22 protein-coding genes are annotated in these 25,741 nt (G+C 73.7%); 15 read left to right on the forward strand and 7 right to left on the reverse strand.

The window, feature by feature from the left end; all coding sequences use genetic code 11:
• Positions 1-6: 6 nt before the first annotated feature.
• Positions 7-1,242 (reverse strand): SUKH-3 domain-containing protein, encoded by a 1,236-nt coding sequence (locus tag C569_RS0120095; RefSeq protein ID WP_018787568.1) that lies wholly within the window; start codon positions 1,240-1,242, stop codon positions 7-9.
• Positions 1,243-1,320: 78 nt separating this feature from the next.
• On the opposite strand from C569_RS0120095, the gene C569_RS0120100 reads away from it, so the two are divergent.
• From C569_RS0120100 to ahcY, 11 genes are all read left to right on the forward strand, one after another.
• Positions 1,321-1,734: a YbaB/EbfC family nucleoid-associated protein gene (locus C569_RS0120100; protein ID WP_026268412.1), complete on the forward strand. Its 414-nt coding sequence runs from the start codon at positions 1,321-1,323 to the stop codon at positions 1,732-1,734.
• 3 nt (positions 1,735-1,737) lie between these two features.
• Positions 1,738-2,094, forward strand: a complete 357-nt coding sequence (locus tag C569_RS0120105; RefSeq protein ID WP_018787570.1) for a hypothetical protein — start codon at positions 1,738-1,740, stop codon at positions 2,092-2,094.
• Positions 2,095-2,268: 174 nt separating this feature from the next.
• On the forward strand, positions 2,269-6,339 hold the full coding sequence (locus tag C569_RS0120110) for a toxin glutamine deamidase domain-containing protein (RefSeq protein ID WP_231394844.1): 4,071 nt from the start codon (positions 2,269-2,271) through the stop codon (positions 6,337-6,339).
• The gene (locus C569_RS0120115; protein ID WP_018787571.1) at positions 6,336-6,770 is read left to right on the forward strand and encodes a hypothetical protein; all 435 of its coding nucleotides are present in this window, start codon (positions 6,336-6,338) and stop codon (positions 6,768-6,770) included. The genes C569_RS0120110 and C569_RS0120115 overlap by 4 nt, the downstream gene beginning before the upstream one ends.
• 17 nt (positions 6,771-6,787) lie before the next feature.
• Complete coding sequence (gene nfi, locus C569_RS0120120) at positions 6,788-7,507, forward strand: deoxyribonuclease V (RefSeq protein WP_026268414.1); 720 nt, start codon at positions 6,788-6,790, stop codon at positions 7,505-7,507.
• Positions 7,508-7,612: 105 nt separating this feature from the next.
• Positions 7,613-8,563 carry a hypothetical protein gene (locus tag C569_RS0120125; RefSeq protein ID WP_026268415.1) on the forward strand — a complete coding sequence of 317 codons (951 nt, stop codon included), beginning with the start codon at positions 7,613-7,615 and terminating at the stop codon, positions 8,561-8,563.
• Between the two features lie 199 nt (positions 8,564-8,762).
• Entirely contained in the window at positions 8,763-8,969 is a 207-nt protein-coding gene (locus tag C569_RS0120130) for a Trm112 family protein (RefSeq protein WP_018787574.1), read from the forward strand.
• The gene (locus tag C569_RS0120135) at positions 8,966-10,162 is read left to right on the forward strand and encodes an SIS domain-containing protein (RefSeq protein WP_026268416.1); all 1,197 of its coding nucleotides are present in this window, start codon (positions 8,966-8,968) and stop codon (positions 10,160-10,162) included. Before C569_RS0120130 ends, C569_RS0120135 begins: the two co-directional genes overlap by 4 nt.
• Before the next feature lie 28 nt (positions 10,163-10,190).
• A complete protein-coding gene (locus C569_RS0120140) occupies positions 10,191-11,213 on the forward strand; it encodes a cation diffusion facilitator family transporter (RefSeq protein WP_018787576.1) in 1,023 nt (340 codons plus the stop codon).
• Positions 11,214-11,216: 3 nt separating this feature from the next.
• The gene (gene manA, locus C569_RS0120145) at positions 11,217-12,377 is read left to right on the forward strand and encodes a mannose-6-phosphate isomerase, class I (RefSeq protein WP_018787577.1); all 1,161 of its coding nucleotides are present in this window, start codon (positions 11,217-11,219) and stop codon (positions 12,375-12,377) included.
• Between the two features lie 288 nt (positions 12,378-12,665).
• On the forward strand, positions 12,666-14,192 hold the full coding sequence (gene ahcY / locus C569_RS0120150; RefSeq protein ID WP_018787578.1) for an adenosylhomocysteinase: 1,527 nt from the start codon (positions 12,666-12,668) through the stop codon (positions 14,190-14,192).
• A gap of 115 nt (positions 14,193-14,307) precedes the next feature.
• Here the strand turns inward: ahcY and C569_RS0120155 are convergent, their stop codons facing one another.
• Positions 14,308-15,276, reverse strand: coding sequence for an RDD family protein (locus C569_RS0120155; protein WP_231394845.1), 969 nt, complete (start codon positions 15,274-15,276; stop codon positions 14,308-14,310).
• A 41-nt stretch (positions 15,277-15,317) separates the two neighbouring features.
• Between C569_RS0120155 and C569_RS0120160 the strand changes: the two genes are divergently transcribed.
• Positions 15,318-16,271 carry a stage II sporulation protein M gene (locus C569_RS0120160; RefSeq protein ID WP_018787580.1) on the forward strand — a complete coding sequence of 318 codons (954 nt, stop codon included), beginning with the start codon at positions 15,318-15,320 and terminating at the stop codon, positions 16,269-16,271.
• On the opposite strand, the gene C569_RS0120165 is transcribed toward C569_RS0120160, so the two are convergent.
• From C569_RS0120165 to C569_RS0120185, 5 genes are read right to left on the reverse strand one after another with little or no spacing between them, the layout of a single operon-like run.
• Positions 16,249-17,559 (reverse strand): DUF58 domain-containing protein, encoded by a 1,311-nt coding sequence (locus C569_RS0120165; protein WP_018787581.1) that lies wholly within the window; start codon positions 17,557-17,559, stop codon positions 16,249-16,251. The two genes, C569_RS0120160 and C569_RS0120165, sit on opposite strands and share 23 nt — an antisense overlap.
• Positions 17,556-18,533 carry a MoxR family ATPase gene (locus tag C569_RS0120170; protein ID WP_018787582.1) on the reverse strand — a complete coding sequence of 326 codons (978 nt, stop codon included), beginning with the start codon at positions 18,531-18,533 and terminating at the stop codon, positions 17,556-17,558. The genes C569_RS0120165 and C569_RS0120170 overlap by 4 nt, the downstream gene beginning before the upstream one ends.
• The gene (locus C569_RS0120175) at positions 18,530-19,828 is read right to left on the reverse strand and encodes a DUF4350 domain-containing protein (RefSeq protein WP_018787583.1); all 1,299 of its coding nucleotides are present in this window, start codon (positions 19,826-19,828) and stop codon (positions 18,530-18,532) included. The genes C569_RS0120170 and C569_RS0120175 overlap by 4 nt, the downstream gene beginning before the upstream one ends.
• On the reverse strand, positions 19,825-20,421 hold the full coding sequence (locus C569_RS0120180; protein WP_018787584.1) for a DUF4129 domain-containing protein: 597 nt from the start codon (positions 20,419-20,421) through the stop codon (positions 19,825-19,827). Before C569_RS0120180 ends, C569_RS0120175 begins: the two co-directional genes overlap by 4 nt.
• Positions 20,418-21,263 (reverse strand): hypothetical protein, encoded by an 846-nt coding sequence (locus tag C569_RS0120185; protein WP_018787585.1) that lies wholly within the window; start codon positions 21,261-21,263, stop codon positions 20,418-20,420. The genes C569_RS0120180 and C569_RS0120185 overlap by 4 nt, the downstream gene beginning before the upstream one ends.
• A 210-nt stretch (positions 21,264-21,473) precedes the next feature.
• On the opposite strand from C569_RS0120185, the gene mtrA reads away from it, so the two are divergent.
• From mtrA to C569_RS0120200, 3 genes are read left to right on the forward strand one after another with little or no spacing between them, the layout of a single operon-like run.
• The gene (gene mtrA / locus C569_RS0120190; RefSeq protein WP_013284210.1) at positions 21,474-22,163 is read left to right on the forward strand and encodes an MtrAB system response regulator MtrA; all 690 of its coding nucleotides are present in this window, start codon (positions 21,474-21,476) and stop codon (positions 22,161-22,163) included.
• A 13-nt stretch (positions 22,164-22,176) separates the two neighbouring features.
• Positions 22,177-23,940: an MtrAB system histidine kinase MtrB gene (gene mtrB, locus C569_RS0120195; protein WP_167361547.1), complete on the forward strand. Its 1,764-nt coding sequence runs from the start codon at positions 22,177-22,179 to the stop codon at positions 23,938-23,940.
• Positions 23,937-25,736 carry an LpqB family beta-propeller domain-containing protein gene (locus C569_RS0120200; RefSeq protein WP_018787588.1) on the forward strand — a complete coding sequence of 600 codons (1,800 nt, stop codon included), beginning with the start codon at positions 23,937-23,939 and terminating at the stop codon, positions 25,734-25,736. The genes mtrB and C569_RS0120200 overlap by 4 nt, the downstream gene beginning before the upstream one ends.
• Positions 25,737-25,741 lie beyond the last annotated feature (5 nt).

A 25,741-nucleotide genomic window follows, 5' to 3' on the forward strand; every position in this document is an offset into this window, starting at 1 on the left:
CGCCGCTCACCAGGTGCCGTCGTCGCGCACCCGGGCGGGAGCGCGGCCGAGCAGCAGGGTGGTGAGGGCGGCGTCGATGTCGGCGCCGAGGAACCACTCGCCGGCCTGGTCGAGGGCGAAGATCCGGCCGTGCTCGTCGACGGCGAGGATGCTCTCCTGACGTTCGCTGCCGAGCGGGAACAGGCGGGCGCCCAGGACGGCGGCGAAGTCGGCGAGCGAGTCGGCGGTGTGCGCGGCCCGCAGCGGATTGGTGGTGAACCGGCTGATCCAGACCTGCTCCCCGGGCCCGCGCCGTCGACTCAGCACGGCCGGGAACGCGGTGAGCGCCGCCTCGGCGGCAGGGAAGGGCTCATGCCGGTGATGCTGCCCCGCGATCTCCTTCGTCTCGGTCATCGCACCCATCGCGAGCGCTTCGTTGAACATGCTGATCTGCCAGCCGCCGTCGATGAGGGCGTGGGCGACCTCGTCCGGGAAACGCCCAGGTTCGACGACCTCGCGCGGCTCCGGTCGCCATTCCTCGACGAAGGCCAGGTCGGACCACGGCAGCACCGCGAACCGCACCAGGAACCGGACACATGAGTCGCAGGGAAGATCTGCCTGCCCGCCCAGCGGATCGCCCGGCTCGCGACTGCGATACACCTCGATCCGGCCGGTGCCGAGCAGGTCGCGTACGTGCTCCATGGACAGCGGTGGCAGACCCTCGGCGGCGCGGCGGTGGTCGTGCTCGTACAGCGCGTCGGAAACGACGATCATCTCGGCGTGCCGCTCCCCGCCGCGTACGAGATGGCCCGCGGGTAGGTCATCCAGGTAGGAGTGCACCAGCGGGTGGTGGCGCACCTCGATGTCGCCCTTCGCGCCCTGCGCGACGTGCTGCCGGCCGTCGAGCGCGAGGTGCGCCGCCGCGCCGGGCGTGGGCAGGCGGGTCAGCTCACGCAGCAACTGGGCGGCCGGATCGACGGTACGCGGAGCGCGCGGCTCGGCCGGACGCCGCTGCCGGTACATCCGCTCGACCGCCGCAGCCGGCACTCGGGGCCAGGTGGACACCTCGCCGGTCTCCTTGTCGATCACAGTGGTCGGCAGATCGCCGGGTAGCGCCCGCGCTTCGGTGGACACGGTGGACTGCACCACGTAGCCCAGGTCGAACTCCTCGACCTCGGGCGTGCACGGAAAACCGAGGCGGTCGGAGTCGCGCCGGGCCCACACCGAGGCGATCTGCTCGGCCTGCTGTCGCTCGATCACCACCTGAAATTACCGGACCCCACGGATTTCGTGGCACCCGGTATGGTCGGGCCTACCCACGGTGACGGAAGGGGAGCGACGGTGGCCGAGAGTGCGGACCGGGATGCGAACCGTGCACTACGTGCGCGATTCGACGAGGTGTACGGTCAATACCAGCGCTTGCGGTCCGGCCTGGACGACCTCCAGACCAAGCTGGCGAAGTTGCGGGTCACCGAACGCTCCGACGACGGTCAGGTGACCGCCGTCGTCGGCGCGCGAGGCGAGCTGATCAGCGTCGAGGTGAGCCCGGCGGCATTCCACGACCGGGACGCCCGGGCGTTGAGCCGGAAGATCACCGAGACCGTGCTGCGCGCCTCCACTGCGGCGACCACCGCCACTCGCGAGCTGGTCTCCGACTATCTGCCGCCGGGCTCCCCATCGGTCGAGTTCCTGCGTACCCATGACTTCGGCGCGCTGCTCGGCCGATCCGACTCCGTGCTGGCCCGCGGCGAGTGACAGGTGGCCGGGGGAGAGATATGGCTGGACCCGGACCGGGCCCGCCGCGGCGGCGCCGACCTCGCGCTGTCGGGGCGGGCGGTGAGCGCGGCCCGGCGGGAGACGGGCGAGCCGATCGCCGCCGCGAGCGCCCAGCGGCCCTGGGGCCGGGACGACATCGGCGCCGCGTTCGACAAGCACTACCAGGGCTACGCCGAGACGCTGCTGCGCGCGTGGGAGCTTCTCGGCCGGTCGCTGGAGGGGCTCGGGTCGGACGTCGTCCGCTCGGTCACGGCCACCGTGGAGACGGACCTGAGCAGCGCCCGTGACCTCGGGAAGATCCCGCAGCAAGGGCACGACCCCCATCGGCCCCGGCGCTGACCACCGGAGGACCCGCGCGTGAGCATCCTGCCCAGCCCGATCCCGCATCCGCTCGACTTCTGCCCGTGGGATCTGCCCGGCTGGATCTACGAGGCGCTCGACTGGGTGGTCGGCGTCGAATGGCCGGAGGGCAACGAGCGTGCCGTCTGGGACCTGGCCGACCAGTGGTACGGCGTGGCCGGTGTCCTGACCCGTCCGCGCGACGACGCGGTCACCGCCGCCGGCGAGGTCAAGAGCGGGTACGGGGGAGTCGGCCTGGTCGCCGGTGCGTTCGACACGGCCTGGCACAAGCTCGCCGAAGGCGAGGACGCGCCGCTGCACGTCCTGGTCGCGGCCACCGACGAGCTGGCACGCCTGGTCGACTCCTGCGGCTGCGACATCGAGGGCGCGAAGATCGAAGCCTGGATCGAGCTGGGCATCCTGGTCATCGAGTTGCTGTCCCTGGCGGTCGTCACGGTGCTCACCCTGGGTGCCGCCTCGCCGGCGGCGGCCGCCGCGATCACCGCCACGCGGGTCGTGGTGCAGCAGATCTTCAAGCGGCTGGTGGCCCAACTCGCCCGCAAGGCGGCCAAGCAGGGCCTCAAGGAGACGGGCGAACGGGCCGCCAAGGAGGTGGCCAAGTCCGGTGCCCGCACGCTCGCTCGACGGGCCGCGATCGGTGGCCTGTTGGAGGCCGGCCAGGAGGCGGGCACCAGCCTCGGTACGCAGGCGTACCAGAACTCCACCGGCCGGCGGGACGGCCTCGACCTGACCGACGTGAGCACGTCGGCGCTCGGCGGATTCGCCGGCGGCGCGGTCGCACCGCTCGCCGGGCTGGGCCGGCACGCCAACGGCCGGTTCGCGGAGGTCGGCGAGCGGTTCGGGCGGGAGATGGCCGGGGAGACTCTCGCCGAGACCGCGGCGGGTCTGGCGACCGGCCAGGGTCCGTCACTGGAGGACCTGGCGCGCGCGGCGGCATCCGGTGCGACCGGCTCCGCCACCAATCAGGCGGACTCGGCGCTGCAACGCCGCCTCGACGGGCAACTGAGCGGACTGACGGTGTCGCCGGTCGGCCTGGATGTGCCGGTCGCCACCGATCCCGTCGGGCCGATCCCGGCCCAGCGGGCCGCCGAGCCGATCGTTCACAATGGCGGTGACTCGACGGCGGGGGCCGTTTCCACGCCACCTCCGCACGTCACGCCCCAGGCCGCGAGCCCGCACCCGCTCGCCGTGGACCTGCCTCACCAGGCGCCGGAGCCGACGCCGCCGATCGGCGATGCCGTCCCGCACGACACGGCGCGCCCGACAGTCACCACGAGCCCCACGTTGTCCTCGGTGATCACGGACGCGCCCGTCGCGACGTCCCCGTCGATCGCGCCCGGAGTCCACAACGGCGCAGGTTCGGTAGCGACGTCGATCGATCACCCTGCGCCGTCCGTAAACAATCCGATCCAGGCCGCAGCCGCACCGACGACATTGCCTGCACCGTCTGCCGACCACCCGCAGGTCGCGACGCCACCCACGACGGACCGCGCCGCCCCCATCAGCAATGGAGGTCAGGCAGGGCCGCCTCCGGTCGCACCGGTCAGCCCTCAGTCGGGGCCGCATCCGGGAGCGCCGGCCGTCGGACCCGAGCCCCGACCGGGGCCGAGTCCCCGTTTTCCGCTGCTGGAGTCCTTGGCTCCGCTTCGCGATCCCACCGACTCCCCGGGGCCCCAGCCTGGTCCGTTCGATGTCCAGTCACGGCCCCGTGAGACCGCCGAGCAGCGTGCCGCGCGGCTGAAAGCCGATCGGGAGGGCCTCGATCGGCGGCGCTACCAGGGCTACCTCCAGTCTCAACGTGCCCTGCACGAGGAGAACAGGCGACAGGCGCAGATCAAGGAGCTACGTGATCTCGCCGAACAGCATTACGAGGCGGCGCGATGGCTCCTCACGCAGGCACACGAGCTGCGCCGAACCGGGCGACACGACCTCGCTGACCGGCACGTGTGGGAGGGGCGGCGGCGAGAGCGCCTGCACTATCGAGCCGTCGACGAGGTGGAGGCAGTCCGTGCCGGCCAGCGTCTGCCGCGCGAGGTGATGGTCGAGGACGACCTCGACTTCTATCGCATCAACGACGACGTGGCGGACCTGGCCGTCGGAGCGGTGGAGACGGCCGACCACTCCGCGCTCACCGGCCACGGCCACCCCGAGCCGATCGACAGGTCCCGGCCCTACGGCCGCCGGGGAGGACTCCGGCCTCCGCTCGCGCTGCACCAGACCGACCTCGAACGGCAGATGCCCCGCAACCCTGACGGCAGCGTGACGCGTACCGCCGATCCCCGGCGCGGCGGCTGGTTCCGTCTCGCGAACGACGGCGGACCGGCGGCCGACGCCACCCGGGGAATCAACTGCCTCGACTGCACGCTGTCGCTGTTCGAAACCTGGGTGCACGGGCGGCCGCGCGTCGCTGCGCCGCGTACGTTCGACGGTTACCTGCACGGCGACGTGAACCGGCCGGTGGGTGGCGAGGCGGACGGGCCGCTGCGGGTCGAGCAGACGACCGGCGGCCGGTTCCAGAACCTCTGCCGGCCGGACCGGCCCGGTGTCACCGGCCGGGACCGGCAGCTGCTGGTGGACGGCGGTTACCGAGACCTGTACGCGCAGCTCGCGTCGGGCGGCCACGGCAGCTACGCGTTCCTCATCACCAGCTTCGAGGGCGGCGGCTCGCACGCGTGGGTGGCGCTGAACCAGGACGGCACGATCCTTTTCGTCGACCCGCAGACGGGCGACGTGGCGGACCGGCCGATCTACCACCACAGCGGCCGTCCAGCCCGCAGCAACGTGGTCGGCGTCGACGCTCTGGTGCTCGGCCCCGACGGCCGGCCGATGCCGCTCACCGGCCGCCCGCCCGGCACCTACAACGTCCTGCCCGAGCCGCTACCCCGTCCGGCGCCGCCACGGCCGCCGGCGCCGCCGCCGATCGCCGACGGCCACGTCCCGGACTTCAACCACGTCCACCTGCTCGGCGAGTCCACCACCTTCCACCGCCACGCCGACGGACCGATGCCGGGCAGCGCGCCGCCGGGCGAGCCGGAACCGGCCCGAGTACGCGAGGAACACCGGCAGGCGCACGCCGACCGGATCGCCGCCGGTCTCTACGTGCGCGACGCGCTCGCGCAGAGCGGGAACTTCGACGACGCCTTCGCCGCCGGCGTGACGCCGGTCGAGTTGGCGCAGCACGCCGACGTGCCGACGCTGCGGCGGCTCGTGCCCGGGCTGGACGAGAGTTCCGCCGCCGACCTCAACCGGTTGTTCGCCGATCCGCGCGTCCAGCGGATGCTCGACCAGAGCTGGGAGGCTCCGCCGCGACGGGAGGAGTTGCTGGCCGAGACGTTGGTGCGGCAGCTCGCGGAGCGGCCCGACCTGGTCCGGATGATCCTGGCGACGCCGGAACTCGCCAACTCGCTGACCGCCCGACCGCTGACCCTGCACCACCTGGCCAGCCACCAGCAGGCCATCGACGTACTCGGCGACATGACCGAAATAGCCGTCCGCGGGGTCGGTGCGGCCTTGTCGCATGAACCATTGGCGCCTCAACCGACGCCCATCACTCACGAGCAGCGTCGACTCGTAGAGTTGGTGGCGTCCCGCAGTCAGTCGAGACTGCAGCCTGGATTCGACGAGAGGCGCCGCCATGACGATATATACCGTCTCGCATACGTTGACCGGTTGTATGTGGATGCGGCGGTCGCCCAACAGGAGTTGAACGCGCTTGCCGTCAAGCTGGCCGGCCGCGACGGCATTCCCGGCTGGAGAACCGAGCCGAAGAGTCGAGACCGTGTCCTCGACAAGCTCGAGGGCGAGTACGGGAACGACGCCTCCGAACTCAAGGACTTGGCCGGAGCCAAGGTGCAGTTCGACAGTCTCGATGCGATCTACCAGGCACTCGGCCGTCTAGCAGCGGCTCCAGAGGTCGTGATTCTGCACATCAAGGACCGTTTCCTCGCGCCGCAAGCGAGCGGTTATCGGGACATTTTGCTGAACCTCCGGATGTCAAACGGTCACGTGGCAGAGCTTCGACTACAACTGGCGTCGCTAGATGACATCGCAGAGTGGGAGCATGCGTTGTACGAGGTGCGACGCGATCTGGAAGCGGTGTCTGAGATCGAAGGCAGGCCGTTGACCTGGAGCGAACGCGCCATACAGGACGGACTCCTTCGGAGGGCGCAGAGCGCCTACTGGAGCAAAGTACAAGAAATCCTGGGAGAGGGGCCACCGCGATGAGGCCGGAGGAGGGCTTGAGACTGCCGAAGTTCTTCGATTATTACCACTCGCCTCTGAAGCTCGTCGCCACGGCTGAGGGTGGCGTCGCAGGCTGGAGGCTCTCCAAGGACACGGGAGGGTGGCACGAGGCCAACAATCTCGTCGACAAGGTGCTCTTCGTCGGCGGTGACGAGATCAACGAGATTTCGCCAGCTGAATTCGTTCAACTCACTGAGCATGAGCGAGGTCGGTACCTGAGCGGCGACGGGCCGATCTTCGCTCTTTACGAAACCGTCCGTGCGATCGAGGACACCCTCCGAGCGGATCGTCGATACCCGACGCCCGAGGAGCAGGCCTTGATCCGGGGTGTCCGGCGGCGGACCTTCGTGATGTTCGAGGAGCAGCTCCAGCAGGCCGGCGACCCCGCAGCCGACCCCACCATCGCCTCCTGAGAAGCGCCCGGACCGTCATGCCCTCCCCGCAAGACTCACCCGTGCCCTATGTGCCGCCCGCGGACGTGGCGGAGGCGCGACGCGTACAGGAGGAGTTGCGGTCCCGGGTGGACCTGGTCGGGCCCGGTCCCGCCGCGCCCGCGGCGGTGGCCGGGCTGGACGTGGCGTACGGGCAGGACGGTGACCTGCTCGCGGCGGCCGTCACGGTCCTGGACGCGGCCACCCTCGACGTGGTCGACGAGGCGGTGTGCGTGGGGCGGCCCGCCTTCCCGTACGTGCCGGGGCTGTTCGCGTTCCGCGAGATGCCGGCGTTGCTGGCGGCGCTGGACCGGCTCACCACCCGTCCTGAGCTGCTGGTCTGCGACGGGCACGGGCTGGCGCATCCGCGCCGGTTCGGGCTGGCCTGTCACCTGGGCCTGGTGACCGGGCTGCCCACGATCGGGGTGGGCAAGACGCCGCTCGTCGGCACGTGGACCGGGCCCGGCCCGGCCCGGGGTGACAGCGCCGACCTGCGTGACAGGGGCGAGCTGGTCGGGCGGGTGCTGCGGACCCAGGACGGTGTCCGGCCGGTCTTCGTGAGCGTCGGGCACCGGATGGGGTTGGGCGACGCGGTGGACCGGGTACTGGCACTGACGCCCCGGTACCGGCTGCCGGAGACCACCCGGACGGCTGACCGGCTCTGCCGGCGGGCCCTCGCCGAGGCAGGCGCATCGGGCGGTTACCTGGGCGGGCGGTGATCGCGTGGCACGGCGCACATGTGGCGTGCTCGATGCGCGGGTGCCCCGAGGGGCCGGTAGTAACCTGACCGGCGGATCCGGTCCGGACGCAATGGTGAGGTGGAGATGTCGTTGAGGCGGCACGCGGCGCGGTGGGCCATGGTCGGCGCGTTGCTGGGTGGCCTGATCGCCGTCCCGGCGGCACCGGCGTCGGCGCGGGACGACCGGGTGGGACTGCGGTCGGCGAACAGCTTCACCGCCGGCGGTCCGCCGGGCACGGTGGCGGTCGAGGTGCGCAAGCGCACGGACGGCTGCGTGCAGTTGCGTACCGCTGTCGGGCTCCGGTTGGAGGGCCTGCGGGCGGATCAGGTGCGGGTGCAGGTGGCATCCGGGGGCCGATGGGTTCCGGTGCAGGTCTCCGGCGACGGCGGCGCCGTCGCCACCGCCACGGTCGCGCCGGTCGACCGGCCGCTGTGCAAGGGCAAGGGCGTCACCGTGCGCTACCAGGTGACCTTCCTGGCCGGCACCGTCGGCGGGAAGCTGGAGCTGGCCGGTGAGGCGAGCGCGGCGAACGGGGAGGTGCTCGGCCGGGCCGGTGGGTCGGCCCGGCTGGTGGGCGCCCCGCGCACCCCGAGTCCCAGCCCGTCCCGCAAGCCCTCGCCGACGCCCAGCGCGAGCGAGACCACGGCGGCCGAGGCGACCGACACGTCGCCGGTGGCCGCCGCCGTCGCCCCGCCCACCGCCGCGGCCGACGACTCGTCGTTCGGAGGTTCCATGATCATGTGGTTCGGTATCGGACTGGTGCTCGCCGGCGCCGCTCTCATCGTCCTGCTGCTGCGCCGCAACCGCGCCGACCGCACCGGCGACGGCCCGGACGCCGGCCCCCCGCCGGTCCCGCTGCCGCGCAGCACCACCACCTACCGCTCCGGCACGCCCGGACCGGCCCCCACGGTGTACGGGGGCGCGACGCCGCCCCGCCCGCCCGGCAACGTGTACGGCGCGCCCGCGCCCGCCCCGGCGTCACCGCCCCCGGCGGGTGGGGACGCGACGAGCGTGTTGCCCCGCTTGCCGGACTGAGCCGGAACCCGACCCGCTCCCGGGGTTACCGTGACGGTGGGTGTTCGCACCGTTGCCCGACGGTTGTCACCCGTCCGGGCGGAGGACGGAACACCGGGGCCGAACGGGGCCCGGTGCCGGGGCCGCCCGGCCGATAAGATCGCGTGCGCCGACCGGCACCGCCGGCCGGTGAGACCGCATACGTGGAAGGAGCCGCGCCGTGGCCCTGGACCCGCAGTTGCTCGACATCCTCGCCTGCCCGGACACGCACCACGCCCCGCTCGACTACGACGCGCAGGCGCAGACGCTCACCTGCGCCGAGTGCGGTCGCATCTTCGAGGTCCGGGACGACGTTCCGGTGCTCCTGCTGGACGAGGCGCGCGGTGGACCCGCCGCCGACGAGGCGCGGGGCGGGTCGTCGCGGTGATGGAGGGTACGGCCGGGGTCAGCGGCCACCGGCACGCCGACGAGGCTCTGCTGGACGACGCGGCGCAGCTCTCCGAGCGGGATCCGGGCGGCATGCTCCGGTTCACCGCGTCCGCGGGCGCCCAGGTGCGCGAGTCGGCGGCGCTGACCGCCGAGGCGAACCTGTCGGTGCTCGCCGACGACGGGCGACCCCGCGCAGTGGTCATCGCCGGCATCGGCACCGCCGGGCGTACCGGTGACGTGCTGGCGACAGTCGCCGGGCCGCGCTGCCCGGTGCCGGTCATCCCGCACCGCAGCGCCGGCGTGCCGGGCTGGGTGGGCGCGGCGGACGTGGTCATCGCGGTGAGCGCGTCCGGCCGCAGCCCGGAGGCGCTGGGCGCGGCCGAGGCGGCGCACCGGCGCGGTGCCCGGCTGGTCGCGGTCGGCGCGCCCGACTCGCAGCTCCAGTCGGTGGCCGAGCGGGCCCGCGCGCCGTTCATCCCGGTACCCCGGCGCGCGCCGGCCCGGGCCAGCCTCTGGGCGCTCACCGTGCCGGTTCTGCTGGCCGCCCGTGCCCTCGGGCTCGTGAAGGTCAACGAGGCGGATCTGGCGGAGACGGCGGCCCGGCTGGACGCCGACGCCGATCGATGCCGGCCGACCGCCGAGTCCTTCGTCAACCCGGCGAAGTCGCTGGCCCTGGGCCTGGCCGGTTCGATCCCGATCGTGTGGGGCTCGTCCCCGCTGGCCACCGTGGCCGCCCGGCGGTTCGGCGACACGCTGTCCGCCAACGCCCGCTACCCGGTGGTCGCCGGTGCGCTGGGCGAGGCGGGTCGGGGCCGCGTCGGGCTGCTCGACGGGGTGTTCGGTGGCCTGGCCGAGGGCCAGCGGGACATCTTCGCCGACCCGGGCGACGACGAGTCCGACGGCACCCGGCTGCGGCTGGTGCTGCTGCGCGACGGCGGGCTCAACGCCGACGACGACACCGACGAGCCGCTGGCGGTCGAGGAGCGCCGCGCGGACGCGGTGCAGACGCTCGCCGAGCGGCGGGGGGTGCGCTGCGACGTGGTGACCGCCGAGGGCGGCTCCGCGCTGGAGCGGCTCGCGTCGCTGGTCGCGGTCCCCGACTTCGCCTCGATCTACCTGGCCCTGGCACACGGGCTGGATCCGATGGCGGTACCGGCCATCACGGAGATGAAGGAGCTGGCGAACCAGTGAGCGCACGGGGCATCGAGCGAGGCGGGGAATGAGCGCGAACGGGGGCACGAAGGCGATCGTCGCCGCGCTGGCGGCGAACCTCGGCATCGCCGTCACCAAGTTCATCGCGTTCGCCCTCACCGGCTCGTCGTCGATGCTCGCCGAGTCGATCCACTCGGTGGCCGACTCGGGCAACCAGGGCCTGCTGCTGCTCGGCGGCCGGCGGGCCAAGCGGCAGGCCACGCCGCAGCACCCGTTCGGGTACGGCCGGGAGCGCTACATCTACGCGTTCATCGTGGCGATCGTGCTGTTCAGCCTCGGTGGCCTGTTCGCGCTCTACGAGGCGTACCACAAGGCGTCCGACCCGCACCCGATCGAGAGCTGGCAGTGGGTGCCGGTGGCGGTGCTGGTCGCGGCGATCGTGATGGAGAGCTTCTCCTTCCGTACCGCGATCAAGGAGTCCAACCTGGTCCGGGGCAACCAGACCTGGGTGCGGTTCATCCGCCGGGCCAAGGCCCCGGAACTGCCGGTGGTGCTGCTGGAGGACCTGGGCGCGCTCGTAGGTCTGGTCTTCGCGTTGTTCGGCGTCGGCATGACACTGATCACCGGCAACGGCCTGTGGGACGCGGCGGGCACCGCGATGATCGGCGTCCTGCTCGTGGTCATCGCGATCACGCTGGCGATCGAGACCAAGAGCCTGTTGCTCGGTGAGGGTGCCGAGCAGGGCGAGCTGACCAAGATCGAGCAGGCCGTGACGAGCGGCCCCGAGGTGGAGCGGATCATCCACATGAAGACGCTCTACCTCGGCCCGGAGGAGCTGATGGTGGCCGCGAAGATCGCGGTGCCGGCCTGGGAGACCGCCCAGGATCTGGCCCGCGACATCAACGCGGTCGAGGCGCGGATCCGCCGCGAGGTCCCCAGCGCCCGGGTGATCTATCTGGAGCCGGACATCTACTCGGCGGAGGCGGAGCGGGCGGGCACCGGGCAGGCGGCGGACACCGCCGTGCGGGAGGCCGCGACCACCGGCGAGGCGCATCCGGCCGGCGAGGTGGCCGGGCGACCCGGGAGCTGACTGATGGAGTTGTTGCAGGGCCGGATCCGGGACTACGCCTGGGGCTCGCGTACCGCGATCGCCGAGTTGCAGGGGCGGCCGGTGCCGAGCGACGGGCCGGAGGCGGAGCTGTGGCTGGGCGCCCACCCGGGCGCCCCGGCCACCGTGCAGCGCGACGGCCGGCCGGTCAGTCTCACCGAGCTGCTGGTGGCCGAGCCGGGCCACTGGTTGGGTGAGCGGCTGGTCGGCCGGTTCGGCGCCCGGCTGCCGTTCCTGCTGAAGGTGCTCGCCGCCGACACACCGCTGAGCCTCCAGGCGCATCCGGACGCCGAGCAGGCCCGCGCCGGGCACGCCGCCGACGTCGGACGGGTCAACTACGTCGACCCGTACCACAAGCCGGAGCTGCTGGTGGCGCTTTCGGAGTTCGAGGCGCTGTGCGGCTTCCGCGACCCGGGGGAGTCGGCGGCGGCGATCGCCGCGTTCGGCGTACCCGCGCTGGAGCCTGTGGTGGCGGCGTTGCGCGACGGGCCGGCGGGGCTGCGGGAGGCGGTACGCCTGCTGCTGAGCTGGCCCCGGGCGGAGCGGGCCGGGCTGGTGGCGGCCGTGCTGGCGGCGGCGGAGGCCGGGCCGGACTCGGCGGACGCCGGGCTGGTCCGCACGCTGGCGGCCGGCTACCCGGACGACCCGGGCGTGGTGGTGGCGTTGCTGCTGCACCACGTCCGGCTGGCGCCCGGCGAGGGTATCTGGATGCCGGCCGGGAACCTGCACGCCTACCTGCGTGGCACCGGCGTCGAGATCATGGCGGCCAGTGACAACGTGCTGCGCGGCGGGCTCACCGCGAAGCGGATCGACGTGGACGAGCTGCTGCGGGTGCTCCGGTTCGAGGTGCTGACCGAGCCGGTGCTGGGGCCGGAGCAGGTGGAGCCGGGTGTGCTGACCTGGCCGGTGCCGGTGGAGGACTTCGCACTGCACCGGGTCGAGGTGGCCGCCGGGTCGCCCGGGGTGCGGCTGACGCTGCCCGGGCCGCGGGTGGTGCTGTGCCGGTCCGGGAAGCTGTCAGTGGACGACGGTGTGGGCGTGGTGACGCTGGACGCGGGTCAGGCCGCGATCGGTGCGGCGGCCGGTGGCCCGTTGACGGTGGCCGGGGCGGGCGAGGCGTTCGTCGCCACTTGCGGCATGCACTGATCCGCGCAAGTCCGACTTTCCCGAAATAGCTTGACGGTCACGCTGGGTGGTGTGACTCTCTAGGTACGCAACGTTGTCGCGACGAAGGTCCGGTGACGTGCGGGGGAACCAAACCGGGGGGATGCGCGGGGCGGCCGGGCCGTGAGTGGAAAGTCCGCTCACCACCGACCGCCCCGTGCGCTGTCCGCCGACCGGCCGATTGCGCGGTCGGCCAACCGGGCACGGGTCGAGTGGCCCGCGAGCGTAAGGTGGAAGGCTGCGCACCACCATCGTTCGACAGGAGCTTCCATGACCAGCACCCTCCCGGCGGCCTCCAGCGGCGCGTCGTCGCAGGCCCGGCCGAGCACCCTCGCCGAGGGCGACTACAAGGTGGCGGATCTGTCGCTCGCCGCGTTCGGGCGCAAGGAGATCCGGCTCGCCGAGCACGAGATGCCCGGCCTGATGGCGATCCGGCGTGAGTTCGCCGAGGCCCAGCCGCTGGCCGGCGCCCGCATCACCGGTTCGCTGCACATGACCGTCCAGACCGCCGTCCTGATCGAGACCCTGGTCGCGCTCGGCGCGCAGGTCCGGTGGGCGTCCTGCAACATCTTCTCCACCCAGGACCACGCCGCCGCGGCGATCGTGGTCGGCCCCGAGGGCACCCCGGAGGCGCCGGCCGGCGTGCCGGTCTACGCCTGGAAGGGCGAGACCCTGCCGGAATACTGGTGGTGCACCGAAATGGCTCTGACGTGGCCCGACGGCTCAACTGGCGAGGCCGGCGGAGCCGGCGGTGGCCCGAACATGATCCTCGACGACGGCGGCGACGCCACCCTGCTCGTCCACAAGGGCGCCGAGTTCGAGAAGGCCGGCGTCGTGCCGCCGGTCGAGTCGGCCGACTCCGAGGAGTACGCGGTCATCCTCGAACTGCTGCACCGTTCGCTGGCCTCCGACGGTCAGCGGTGGACCCGGATCGCCGCCGGGATCAAGGGTGTGACCGAGGAGACCACCACCGGTGTGCACCGGCTCTACGAGATGCACCGCGCCGGCACGCTGCTCTTCCCGGCCATCAACGTCAACGACTCGGTGACCAAGAGCAAGTTCGACAACAAGTACGGCTGCCGCCACTCGCTCATCGACGGCATCAACCGCGCCACCGACGTGCTGATCGGCGGCAAGATGGCCGTGGTCATGGGCTACGGCGACGTGGGCAAGGGCTGTGCCGAGTCGCTGCGCGGCCAGGGTGCCCGGGTCGTGGTGACCGAGGTCGACCCGATCTGCGCGCTCCAGGCGGCGATGGACGGCTACCAGGTCGCCACGCTCGACGACGTGGTGGAGCAGGCCGACATCTTCATCACCGCGACCGGCTGCTTCGACGTCATCACCAACGAGCACATGGCCCGGATGAAGCACCAGGCCATCGTGGGCAACATCGGCCACTTCGACAACGAGATCGACATGGCCGGCCTGGCCAAGCGCAGCGACGTGACCCGGGAGAACATCAAGCCGCAGGTCGACGTGTGGCGCTTCGACGACGGCCACGCGATCATCGTGCTCTCCGAGGGCCGCCTGCTGAACCTGGGCAACGCCACCGGCCACCCGAGCTTCGTGATGTCGAACTCGTTCGCCAACCAGACGATCGCCCAGATCGAGCTGTTCACCAAGACCGACGAGTACCCGATCGGCGTCTACGTGCTGCCCAAGCACCTGGACGAGAAGGTCGCCCGGCTGCACCTGGACGCGCTCGGCGCGAAGCTGACCACGCTGACCAAGGAGCAGGCTGCCTACCTGGGCGTTTCCCCGGAGGGCCCGTTCAAGTCGGACCACTACCGCTACTGAGTCCCACGCTTCCGGAAGGGACCGGGGTCGGCCGCCGCGCGGCCGTCCCCGGTCCCTTTTCGCGTACGCGCCGCCGCGCACTGGTGGGGGCGGGGGCTGTTCGGCTGAGCCCGGCTCAGCGGCGTACCGGATCGGCGCCCGGGTCCGGCACGGCGGACCGCAACCGGCCGGTGGCCGGTGCGGCGGGACGAAGGGTGGCCGGCGCGGCGGCGTGCGGCACGGCGGCCGGGGGCGGGACCAGCTCCGGCCAGAGCGCGGCGGTGACCGCCCGGGCGCGGCCCAGCCGGCGCGCGGCCCGGCGCCCCCGCTCGGCCAGCACGGCGGACAGGTAGACCCAGTCCGGCGCGGACCACGGTGGAGGCGGCGAGGTGACCGCCGCGACCTCCACCCACAACGCCCGGCCCAGCCGGGAACGGTCCGGCTCGGCGAGCTGGGGCAGCCGATCCAGGTACTGGCGGGCGGCCAGCGCCAGCCCGTCGTCGAACCGGGTCAGGTCGAGCGTGGCCGCCCAGGCCAGCAGCGGCAGCGGAGCCGGCGGCAGCGGCCGCCACAGCGCGGCGCCGCGGCTGTGCACCACGAGCGTGCCGGCGACCAGATCGCCCAGGCGCCGGCCACGCGGATCGGTGAGCATCACCGTGACGCTCGCGAACCAGCTCAGCAGCGGCAGCACCAGCCCGGGCCACTCCACCGCGACACCCACGAGCGCCCGGGTCAGCGACTGGCCGACACCCACCGGCCCGCCGTCGGCCCGCACCACCCGCAGCCCCACGACCAGTTTGCCCACCGTCCGGCCACCGGCGAAGCGTTCCATCGCCACCGGATAACCGAGCAGGACCAGCACCAGCAGCACGATCTGGAGCGCGCGGGCCAGCGCGGCGTCGAGGACGTCGCCCAGCAGGGCGAGCGCCACCATCGCCAGGACCGCGCCGAGCAGCAGGAACAGCACGAGCTGGATCACCGCGTCGATCAGCAGGGCGAGCACCCGGGAGCCCAGCCGGGCCACCCGGACGTCCAGCTCCACCGCCTCGCCGCTGACCAGACCGGCGTCGGCCCAACGGGGCGGTGGGGTAGGTTGCGCGCGCACCCCGACAGTGAACACCATGGACGCCGAACGGGGGAGGATGAGTGGATCTCGACGCGTACGTGGCCGAGCACGGCGCCGAATGGCGGCGGCTGGAACACCTGACCGGCCGGCGTCGCCTCGACGCGGCCGAGGTCGACGAACTGGTGGCGCTCTACCAGCGCAGCGCCACGCATCTCTCCGCGCTGCGCGCCCGGGCACCCGAGCCGGCGCTGGTGAACCGCCTGTCCCACCTGGTCCTCGCGGCCCGCGCCCGGGTCACCGGCCGCCCCCGGCCGTCCTGGGCGGCGGTGGGCCGGTTCCTGGCCGCCGACCTGCCCGCCGCCCTCTACCGGGCCTGGCCCTGGTGGTGCGGCGTGGCCACGACGTTCAGCGGCCTGACCGCCTTCCTCATCTGGTTCGTCGCCGGCAACCCGGACACCGCCGCCGCGTTCGTCGGCCCCGAGGCGGCGCGGCAACTCGTGGACTCCGGTTTCGCCGGCTACTACACCGAGTTCGCCGCGCCCACGTTCGCCTTCCACCTGTGGACGCACAACGCCTGGCTGGCCGCCCAGTGCCTGGCCGCCGGCGTGCTCGTGGTGCCGGTGCTCTGGCTGCTGTGGCAGAACGCGCTCAACATCGGCGTGGTCGGCGGCGTGATGATCTCCTACGGCCGGGCGGACGTCTTCTTCGGCCTGATCACGCCGCACGGGCTGCTGGAGCTGACCGGCATCTTCGTCGCCGCCGGGGTCGGACTGCGGACCGCCTGGGCCTGGATCGCCCCGCCCGCGCACCTCGGGCGGGGCCGGGCGCTCGCCGAGGCGGGACGGCTCGCCGTCGTGGTCGCGGCCGGTCTGGTCGGCATCTTCGCGGTCTCCGCGCTGATCGAGGCGTTCGTGACCCCGGCGCCCGTGCCGGTCCCGCTGCGGGTGGCCGCCGGCGCCGCGGTGTGGCTGGCGTTCCTGGCGTACGCGCTGGTGCTGGGCCGGCGAGCGGTCAGAGCCGACCGAGGGACTTGAGCCGCAGATAGGTGTCGGCCACGGCCGGGGCCAGCCGGTGCCCCGGAACGTCCACCACTGTCACGCCGTAGCGCGACAGCGCGGCGCGTACCCGGTCCCGCTCGGCCAGCGCCCGCCACGCCGACGCGGCCGCGTACGGGTCGTCCGGGCCGGCCGGGGTGGCGGTGGCGAGCCGGTTCAGCACCGGGTCGCCGGCCGCGGCCAGCACCACCCGGTGCCGGGTCGCCAGCCGGGGCAGCACCGGCAGCAGCCCGTCGCCGATCGCGCCCGCCTCCAGAGCGGTGAACAGCACCACCAGGCTGCGCTGCCGCTCCCGGCGCAGCACCTCGGCGGCGATCAGCTCGAAGTCGGTCTCGGCCAGCGCGGGCTGCAACGGCGCCACCGCGTCGACCAGCCGGGCGAGCAGCGCCGGACGACCACTGCCGGTCACCCGGGCCCGGATCTCGGTGTCCGCCGCAAGCAGGTCCACCCGGTCACCGGCACGGGCGGCGAGCGCGGTGAGCAGCAGCGCCGCGTCGATGGCGGTGTCCAGCCGGGGCTCGTCGCCGAGGCGCACCGCGGACGTGCGGCCGGTGTCCAGGACACAGACCAGCCGCCGGTCCCGCTCCGGGCGCCAGGTGCGCACCAGCACGTCGGCGCGGCGGGCGCTGCCCCGCCAGTCGATCGAACGGACGTCGTCGCCCACCGCGTACTCGCGCAGCGTGTCGAACTCGGTACCGTGACCGCGCCCCCGGGTCACCTGGACGCCGTCGATGACCCGCAGCCGGGCCAGCTTCTCCGGTAGGTGTCGGCGGGAGTCGAAGCGCGGCAGCACACGCAGCGTCCACCGTGGCGTGGCGGGTGCTCCGGCGCGTTGCCGGGCGCCCAGGCGCATCGGCCCCAGCGAGCGTACGGTCAGCTCCACCGCCGGCCGGTCGCCGCGCCGGGTCGGGGTGAGCCGGACCGGCAGTGTGGCGGTGCCACCGGGCGGCACGGTGAGCAGGCGGTCCGGCGGCACGTCGGGGTGCGCCCCAGCCGATGGCACCCAGGCGTCGCGTACCTGGGCGCGGAGCGTGCGATCGGTGGGGTTGGCCAGGTGCAGCGTGACGGTGGCGGTGCCGCCGAGGCGGACCGTCCGCTCCCCGGACCGGGTCACCGTGAGCGCGTCCGGCGGGACCGCCATCGTCCGGTCGAGCAGCACCAGCAGCAGCACCGCCGCGGTCAGCACGGCGACGCCGAGGAACGGCGCCGGCCAGGCCGGCAGGGTCAGCGCGCCCGCGCCGAGCAGCAGACCCGCCCGCCAGGTCATCGCGGCGTCGGCACGGTGGCCAGCACCGAGTCCAGCACGGCGTCGGCAGTCACGCCCTCCAGCTCCGCCTCCGGACGCGGGCGCAGCCGGTGCCGCAGCGTGGGCCGGGCGACCGCCTTGACGTCGTCCGGGGTGACGTGGTCGCGACCGGCCAGCCAGGACCACGCCTTGGCGGCGTTCAGCAGCGCGGTGGCGCCCCGGGGGGACGCGCCCAGCTCCAGCGCCGGGGCGGACCGGGTGCCCCGGCACAGGTCCACGATGTAGCCGAGCACCGGCTCGGCCACGTGCACCATCCGCACCTCGGCCCGGGCGGCCGCCAGGTCCGACGCGTCGGCCACCGGGCGTACGCCCGCGGCACGCAGGTCGCGCGGGTCGAAGCCGGCGTGGTGCGCGCGCAGGACGCCCAGCTCCGCCTCGCGCTCCGGCAGCGGCACGGTCAGCTTGAGCAGGAAGCGGTCGAGCTGCGCCTCGGGCAGCGGGTAGGTGCCCTCGTACTCGACCGGATTCTGGGTGGCCACGACGATGAACGGATCGGGCAGCGGGCGGCGCTCGCCGTCGACGGAGACCTGCCGCTCCTCCATCACCTCCAGCAGCGCCGACTGCGTCTTGGGCGGGGTGCGGTTGATCTCGTCGGCGAGCAGCAGGTTGGTGAAGACCGGCCCCTCCCGGAAGGTGAACGCGGCGGTGCGCTGGTCGAAGATCAGCGAGCCGGTGACGTCGCCGGGCATCAGGTCGGGGGTGAACTGCACCCGCTTGGCGTCCAGGTCGAGCGCGGCGGCAAGCGTCCGGACCAGCAGCGTCTTGGCCACCCCCGGTACGCCCTCCAGCAGCACGTGCCCCCGGCAGAGCAACGCGATCACCAGGCCGGTGACCACGGCGTCCTGCCCGACGACGGCCTTTGCCACCTCGGCGCGCAGCCGGTGCAGGGCGGCGCGGGCGCCGGACGGGGCGGTGGTCGTGACGGGTCCGGTCACCGGAGGTCTCCTTCGCTCGGATGCGGGGCCAGGGTACGGGTCAGGGCGTCCAGTTCGCGGGCCAGCTCCAGCAGCTCGCGGTCCTTCTCCGGGGCGGGGCCGTAGAGCAGGTCGGCCACCCGGTCCGGGTCGGTGCCGGCGCGCTCGGCGACCCGGGCGGCCACCTCGTCGTCGGGCGTGTCAGGGGGCAGGTTGAGCCGGGTCGTCAGCCGGTCCAGCGCGGCGGCGCGCAGCGTCCCGGCCACGGTGTCCCGGGCGCCCGCCCGGCGGTAGAGCCGCGCCCGGCCGCGCACCGTCTCGGCCGACCGGACGGTCACCGGCAGCGGCTCCGACACCGGCGGCCCGAGCCGGCGCGCCCGCCACAGCACCACGAGCAGGCCGGCCAGGGCGAGCTGCACCAGAAGGGCCCAGAACCACTGCGGGAAGGCACCCCAGAGCGGGTTCTCCCGCGGCGGGTCGGCGGCCTCGGGCGGGTCGGGCCGATCCGCCCTGCCGCTCCCGGCCGGGGCGGGTTCTCCGGTGACCGGTTCCGGGGACCAGCTCGGCCCGGTCGGGGCCGGCGCCGGCTCGGGCAGGTCGAGCCAGACCAGCGGGCGCTCGCCGCCGAGCAGGCCGGTCGCGAGCGCCTCGTTGCCCCACTCGCCGATCCGGTCGTTGCGGAACGGGTCGCTGGCGCCGGCCAGCACCACCTCGACCCGGCCGGGGACGCGCAGCAGCGCGCCGCCGTAGCAGCTGTCCACCTCGGCCGGTCCGGCGTACCGCTGGAGGTCGATCGCGGCCGGGCCGGCCCGGACCGCCTCGGGCAGCCGGCACGGCGTGCCGCCGGCGTCAGGGGGCACCGCGCGGGCGGCCCAGCGTCCGCCGGCCGGTTCGACCGGGGCATCCAGTTCGGCGAGCACCCGCCGGGACGGCTCGACCAGTACCAACCGGCTTCCCGGCGGCAGGGTGGTGAGGTCGTCGAGCAGGTCCGGGTGCACCAGAGCGGGCGCGGGCACGAACAGCGTGCTCGGCTCCGCCCGGGCGGTACGCAGCGCCGCCTCGAACGCCGTCTCCCGGCGCAGCGGGACGCCCTGCGTCCGCAGGGCGTCGGCGAGCCGGCTCGCGCCGTCGTCGTCGGTGGCGACCGGGGACAGGAACCCGGGCTCGTCCGCGTCGGGCCGGTCGACCGCGCGCAGCACGAACGTGGTCACGAGCAGCAGCACGGCAAGCCCGAGCGGGACGAGCAGCCGGTACCGTCGCCGGCGCGGCGCCGACGTGGCCGACGTCGCGGTCTCCGGTACGACGGTGGCGGTCACCGCGGCTCCTCCCCGGTCAGCTCGCGACTCAGGTCGGTGGCGAGTTCACGCATCCGCCGGTCGTGCTCGGCGGTCGCGGGGCGCTGCGCGTACCAGAGGTCGGAGAAGATCGCCCCGGCCGCGTGCAGCGTCGGCCGGACCTGCGGCCGGGTGCGGGCCGCCGCCTCGGTCAGCTCGACGACGGTGAGCCCGGGGCGGGGCTCCACGACGTGCCGGACGACCAGGAGCCGGACCATGTCGCGCAGCCGTTCCCGGACCGCCTCGGCGTACCGGCCCTCGGCCGCCAGCCGGTCGGCCGGCCCGAGCCCGGCCGCCGCCGGTTCCGGTAGCCGGGGCGCGGGCAGGCGCACGGGCGGCGGATCGGTGCGCGGCCGACGGGCACGCCGCCGGAGCCGGGGCAGCCGGAACCGGGGCAGCCGGGGGCGCCGCCACCGGGGAAGACCGAGCCGGGGCAACCGGCGGGGTATCCAGGCGGGGAAGAAATACCAGCCCAGTGCCACCAGCAGCGCGACCGCCAGCAGGATCAGCGCGGCCAGCGGCAGCGGCACCACGTCACCGAGGGCCGCGACCGTCTCGGTCCACCACCGGCTCACCGGTGCGCCGCCAGCAGGGCCGGCTCGGGCACACCGGCCGGCGCGCGGGAGAGCCGGATGTCCAGCCCTTCGGTGCGGATCCGGGCCTCCAGGTGCAGCACCGCGTCCAGGCAGGCGAGCGCCGGGTACGCCAGCGCGTTCACCGCGGTGAACGCGACGGTCGTCACCGGCAGCGCCCAGGCGGAGACGTCGAACAGGCCCAGCATGGTGAGGCCGTGGTAGGCACCCAGCCCGATGCCGAGCCGGATCAGCCACCAGCCCAGGTAGCCCAGCAGGCGGATCGCGGCGGCCCGCGCGCTGAGCCGGCCGGCCAGGCGTACCGCCCGCCCGGGCGCCAGGTGCGCGGGCACCCCGTCCAGCACGAGCACCGGGACCACCAGGCCGAGCAGCGCGTACGCCGGGAACCAGCCCGGCCCGGTCAGCCCGGCGGCGGTGACGGTCAGCCCGACCAGCACGGCAGCCGGCAGTGCCACGCCGAGCCGGGCGCCGCGCAGCAGCTCCGACGGTGCGGGGCGGCGCCCCAGCAGCGCCGCTCCGGCACCGCGCGCGGCCGGGGCGCCGAGCAGCGCGATGATCGCGGCCTCGGTGCCCGCGCCGGCGGCCAGCAGCAGCCAGTACTCGGGCAGGGTGTCGCCGAACTCCGCCGGCCACCAGGCCAGCGGCCCGGCCCCGGCGAGCGTGCGCAGCGGGTGGAGCACCGCCTGCTCGGCGAGGGCCAGCAGCAGGGCGAGCGGGACGAGCACCCGAGCCTGGTCGCGCAGCAGCAGCACGGCCGCGTCGAGCAGCTCGCCGACGGTCAGCGGACGGCGCGGCAGCACCGCGGTCGGGCCGGCGTCGGGCACGCGTACTCCTGGGCGGGGCGAGCGGAGGTGGCGGGCGGGGCGGCGCCCGGGGGATCATGGTTGCACGGCGGGTCCGCATCCGGTGGACCCGTCCCGGCGCGCCACGCTGGGCGGCCACGCCGACTGCTGTGGTGCACGGGGCCGCTCGGCGCTACGGTGCCGTGGAGACGCCGAACACTCCAGACGAACGGGGATGGAACGATAAACCCCATGAGAGCCCGGGTACTCGTGGTCGACGACGACCCCGCCCTCGCCGAGATGCTCGGCATCGTGCTGCGCAGCGAGGGCTTCGTGCCGTCCTTCGTCGCGGACGGCGAACGGGCGCTGGCCGCGTTCCGCGACAACCGACCCGACATCGTCCTGCTCGACCTGATGCTGCCGGGCATGAGCGGCATCGACGTGGCCCGCGCCATCCGGGGCGAGTCAGGCGTGCCGATCGTGATGCTGACCGCCAAGAGCGACACCGTCGACGTGGTGCTCGGGCTGGAGTCCGGCGCCGACGACTACGTGGTCAAGCCGTTCAAGCCCAAGGAGCTGGTGGCCCGGATGCGGGCCCGGCTGCGCCGGGGTGAGGACGTGGCGCCGGAGATGCTGACCATCGGCCCGCCCGGCAACCAGATCACCATCGACGTGCCGGCCCACACGGTCAGCCGCGACGGCGAGGAGGTGAAGCTGACGCCGCTGGAGTTCGACCTGCTGGTCGCGCTCGCCCGCAAGCCGCGTCAGGTCTTCACCCGCGAGGTGCTGCTGGAGCAGGTCTGGGGCTACCGCCACGCGGCGGACACCCGCCTGGTCAACGTGCACGTGCAGCGGCTGCGCGCCAAGATCGAGCCGGATCCGGAGCGACCCGAAATCATCCTCACCGTGCGGGGCGTGGGCTACAAGGCGGGGACCGGATAGCCTGGTCAGCACTGTGGTGACCACCCCGCTGCCCGACCCGCCGACCGCCGCGCCCCGCCGGCTCCACGCCGTGCGGGCGCTCTGGCTCGCCCTGACCGGCCGGATCGCCCGGCTGGTGGCCGCGGTGCACCAGGCGTGGCGGCGGTCACTCCAGGTCCGTGTGGTCACCATCACGCTGGTGGCGTCGAGCCTGCTGGTGGGCGGTTTCGCATACCTGATCGCTGACAAGATCACGAGCATCCTGCTGGAGAACGCCGAGACCGACGTGCGGCTGCGCCTGAGCAACGGCAGCGAGTACGCGGCCAAGCAGTTCAACCTCTACAGCCAGCCGCAGGAGGCGCAGCTCCAGAACACCATCGACGGCACTGTGAACTACCTGGCCGGCGGAGACCCCACCCAGACCAGCGGCGTGGTGGTGGCGATCACCGCCGACAACTTCGCCGAGTTCATCGAGCCGCGTACCACGCCCGACGTGCCGGTGGGCGCGGTGATCGGCGACGAGCTGCGGGCCGCCGTCGCCTCCGGCAAGGTCGCGCACCAGATCCGCACCGGCTCGCTCGGCGGCGAACGGACGAAATACCTGGTCTACGGTTCCCCGGTGCCCACCAAGTTCGGGCAGGTCGAGCTCTACTACCTCGTACCCCTGGCCCGGCAGGACGCGACGGCGGCCGACGCCCGGGCCACGGTGGTCGCCACCGGCGTCGCGCTGGTGCTGCTGCTCGGCCTGCTGGCCGCACTGGTCACCCGCCTGGTGGTGACGCCGGTACGGGTGGCCGCGCGCACCGCGCAGCGGCTCTCCGCCGGCCTGCTCGACCAGCGCATGGTGGTCTCCGGCGAGGACGACCTGGCCCTGCTGGCCGCCTCGTTCAACCAGATGGCGACGAACCTGCAACGGCAGATCCTCCGGCTGGAGGAGATGTCCCGGCTGCAACGCCGGTTCACCTCCGACGTCTCGCACGAGCTGCGGACACCGCTGACCACGGTACGGATGGCCGCGGACCTCATTTTCGCCGAGCGCGACGAGTTCGATCCCGCGGTGGCCAGGAGTGCCGAGCTGCTCCAGGCCGAGCTGGACCGGTTCGAGGAGCTGCTCACCGACCTGCTGGAGATCAGCCGGTTCGACGCCGGCTTCGCGGTGCTGGACAGCGAGCCGACCGACCTGGTGCCGGTGGTGCACCGGGTGACCGAGCGGCTGGCCGGGCTGGCGGAGCGGGTGGGGGTGACCATCGAGCTGGACGTGCCGGCCACTCCGGTGATCGCCGAGGTCGACCCGCGCCGCGTCGAGCGGGTGCTGCGCAACCTGGTCGGCAACGCGGTCGAGCACGGCGAGGCCAAGCCGGTACGGATCACCCTGGGCCAGGACCAGAGCGCGGTGGCGATCACCGTGCGGGACCACGGCGTCGGCCTCAAGCCGGGGGAGGAGAAGCTGGTGTTCAACCGCTTCTGGCGGGCCGACCCGTCGCGCGCGCGGCAGACCGGTGGCACCGGGCTGGGCCTGTCGATCAGCCTGGAGGACGCCCGCCTGCACGGCGGCTGGTTGGAGGCGTGGGGCGCGCCGGGCCAGGGCGCCCAGTTCCGGCTCACCCTGCCGGCCCGGGCCGGGGACCGGCTCACCACCTCTCCGCTGCGGCTGGTGCCGGCCGACGCCACGGTGCCGTTCGGCGGCCCCCGCAACGGCGGGCTGCCCGCCATCGGTCCCGCCGGTGGCGTCGCGGCGCTGACCGCCGCCCCGGCCGACAGTGCCGGCAGTGCCGAGCACGCGGAGGCCCGGCCGTGAACCGCCGCGTCCTGGCCGTGCTGCTGACCGGCGTGCTGCTGCCGGGCGTGCTCGCCGGATGCGGCATCCCGGCGGAGACCGACGTGCAGGTGGACGGCTCGGTGCCGGCCGCCGAGTCCGGGGCGCTCAACGGCAGTCCGGCCCGGCCGCCCGAGCCGGACGACAGCAGCGAGCCGGTGCCGTTCATCGAGAACTACCTGCGGGCCGCCGCGGCCGGGGAACGCGACCAGGCGTACGACCGGGCCCGGAAGTTCCTCGCCGCGGAGGCCCGCGACCTGCTTCCGGGCAAGCCGCAGACCAGCGAGATCGAGCTGACGGTGGTGCGGTTGCGGGAGAAGCCGGAGAGCACGCCGCCCAACAACCAGGGCACCAGCACGGTGACGCTCAAGGTGCAGCAGGTGGGTGTGCTGCGGGCCGACGGCACGCTCGGACCGCCGGTGGCGAGCGAGACGCAGTACGTCTTCGAGCTGCGCCGGGCCGAGCCGACCGGCACCGGCCTGTTGATCACCGAGCTGCCGAACGTGCTGCTGGCCAGCGACTCGGCGGTGCGCGAGTATTTCCGGCCGCGCACCGTCTACTTCTGGAACACCGACCTGACCCGGCTGGTGCCGGACCAGCGTTATCTGCCCTCGTCGGCGCCGACCGAGCGCCGGATCACCGAGGTGATGAAGTGGCTGGCCGACCGCCCGTCGGACTGGCTGGCCCCCGGGGTGACCGGGCTGCCCGACGGCACCCAGCTGATCAACAACGCGACCGGCGCGGACGGCCACTGGGAGATCAACCTCAACATGCCGGGCGCCAACGAGCAGCGGCTGACCCGGCTCGGCACCCAGCTGGCGTGGTCCCTGTCGGACCTGGAGGGCCAGGTCGACCTGAAGATCCAGAACCAGAAGCGGCTCACCGTCGACCTGCGGCGCGAGCGCGTCTCCACCGCCGCCTATCCACGCGGCGGGGATCCGGTGCGGTTCGCCGTCTACGACGGCGCCGTCCGTCCCCTGGCGTTCGGCAACGAGTCGCGGGCCGCCGTGCCGCTGCCACCGGCGGAGAACCGCAACGTGGTCTCCGCGTCGCTCGCGCGCGCCGACGACCAGGTGCTCGCCGCGCTCGTGGTGACCGGGTCGGACAATCGCAGGCGGCTCAAGGTGGGCATCGGTCCGGAGCCGGTCGCGATGCTCAGCCCCGGCGACCGGACGTTCCGGGCGATGAGCCGTCCCACCTGGCTGCGGTCACTGGACGAGGCCCGCCCGGCCGGTGTGGTGGCCGCCGACGGCCGGCTCTACCGGTTCGACGGCGCGGGCCGGATGAGCGAGATCCCGCTGTCCGTTCCCGGGCCGGTGACCGCCGTGGCCGGTTCCCTCGACGGCCACCGGATCGCGCTGGCGTCCGGCGGCGCGGTCTTCGTCGCCGCGGTGAGCGTCGACGGTGGCGTGGTCAGCCTCGGGCAGCCCCGCCGGTTGACCACGCTGCTCACCGGCGTGACTGTGGTGGACTGGGTGGCGGAGAACGAGCTGGCGCTGGCCGGCAACGAGGCGGACCGGCGTTCGGCGATCCACCAGCTCACCGTCGACGGTGCCTGGGAGACCGCGCTGGCGGTGGAGATCGGTGCCCCGGTGACCCAGCTCGCCGGGTATCCGGGCGGCGGTGACCGTGGCCTGGCCGCGTTCTCGTTCATGTTCGAGACGGACGGCGCGGCCTGGCGGAACAACCCGTTCGACTACGTCAAGCGGGAGCAGGTGCTCGACGTCCCGCAGGGCAGCCGGGCGACCAATCCGACCGCACCGTTCTTCCTCTACTGAGCTGC

Source organism: Micromonospora sp. CNB394, from assembly GCF_000374985.1.
Taxonomy (GTDB): Bacteria; Actinomycetota; Actinomycetes; order Mycobacteriales; family Micromonosporaceae; genus Micromonospora; species Micromonospora marina.

Bases quoted from the DNA above. Each gene is read 5' to 3' on its own strand.
- C569_RS0120140 (WP_018787576.1), top strand. From the start codon at position 10,191: ATGAGCGCGAACGGGGGCACGAAGGCGATCGTCGCCGCGCTGGCGGCG.
- nfi (WP_026268414.1), top strand. From the start codon at position 6,788: ATGCCCTCCCCGCAAGACTCACCCGTGCCCTATGTGCCGCCCGCGGAC.
- C569_RS0120165 (WP_018787581.1), bottom strand. From the start codon at position 17,559: ATGACCTGGCGGGCGGGTCTGCTGCTCGGCGCGGGCGCGCTGACCCTG.
- manA (WP_018787577.1), top strand. From the start codon at position 11,217: ATGGAGTTGTTGCAGGGCCGGATCCGGGACTACGCCTGGGGCTCGCGT.
- C569_RS0120125 (WP_026268415.1), top strand. From the start codon at position 7,613: ATGTCGTTGAGGCGGCACGCGGCGCGGTGGGCCATGGTCGGCGCGTTG.
- mtrA (WP_013284210.1), top strand. From the start codon at position 21,474: ATGAGAGCCCGGGTACTCGTGGTCGACGACGACCCCGCCCTCGCCGAG.
- ahcY (WP_018787578.1), top strand. From the start codon at position 12,666: ATGACCAGCACCCTCCCGGCGGCCTCCAGCGGCGCGTCGTCGCAGGCC.
- C569_RS0120115 (WP_018787571.1), top strand. From the start codon at position 6,336: ATGAGGCCGGAGGAGGGCTTGAGACTGCCGAAGTTCTTCGATTATTAC.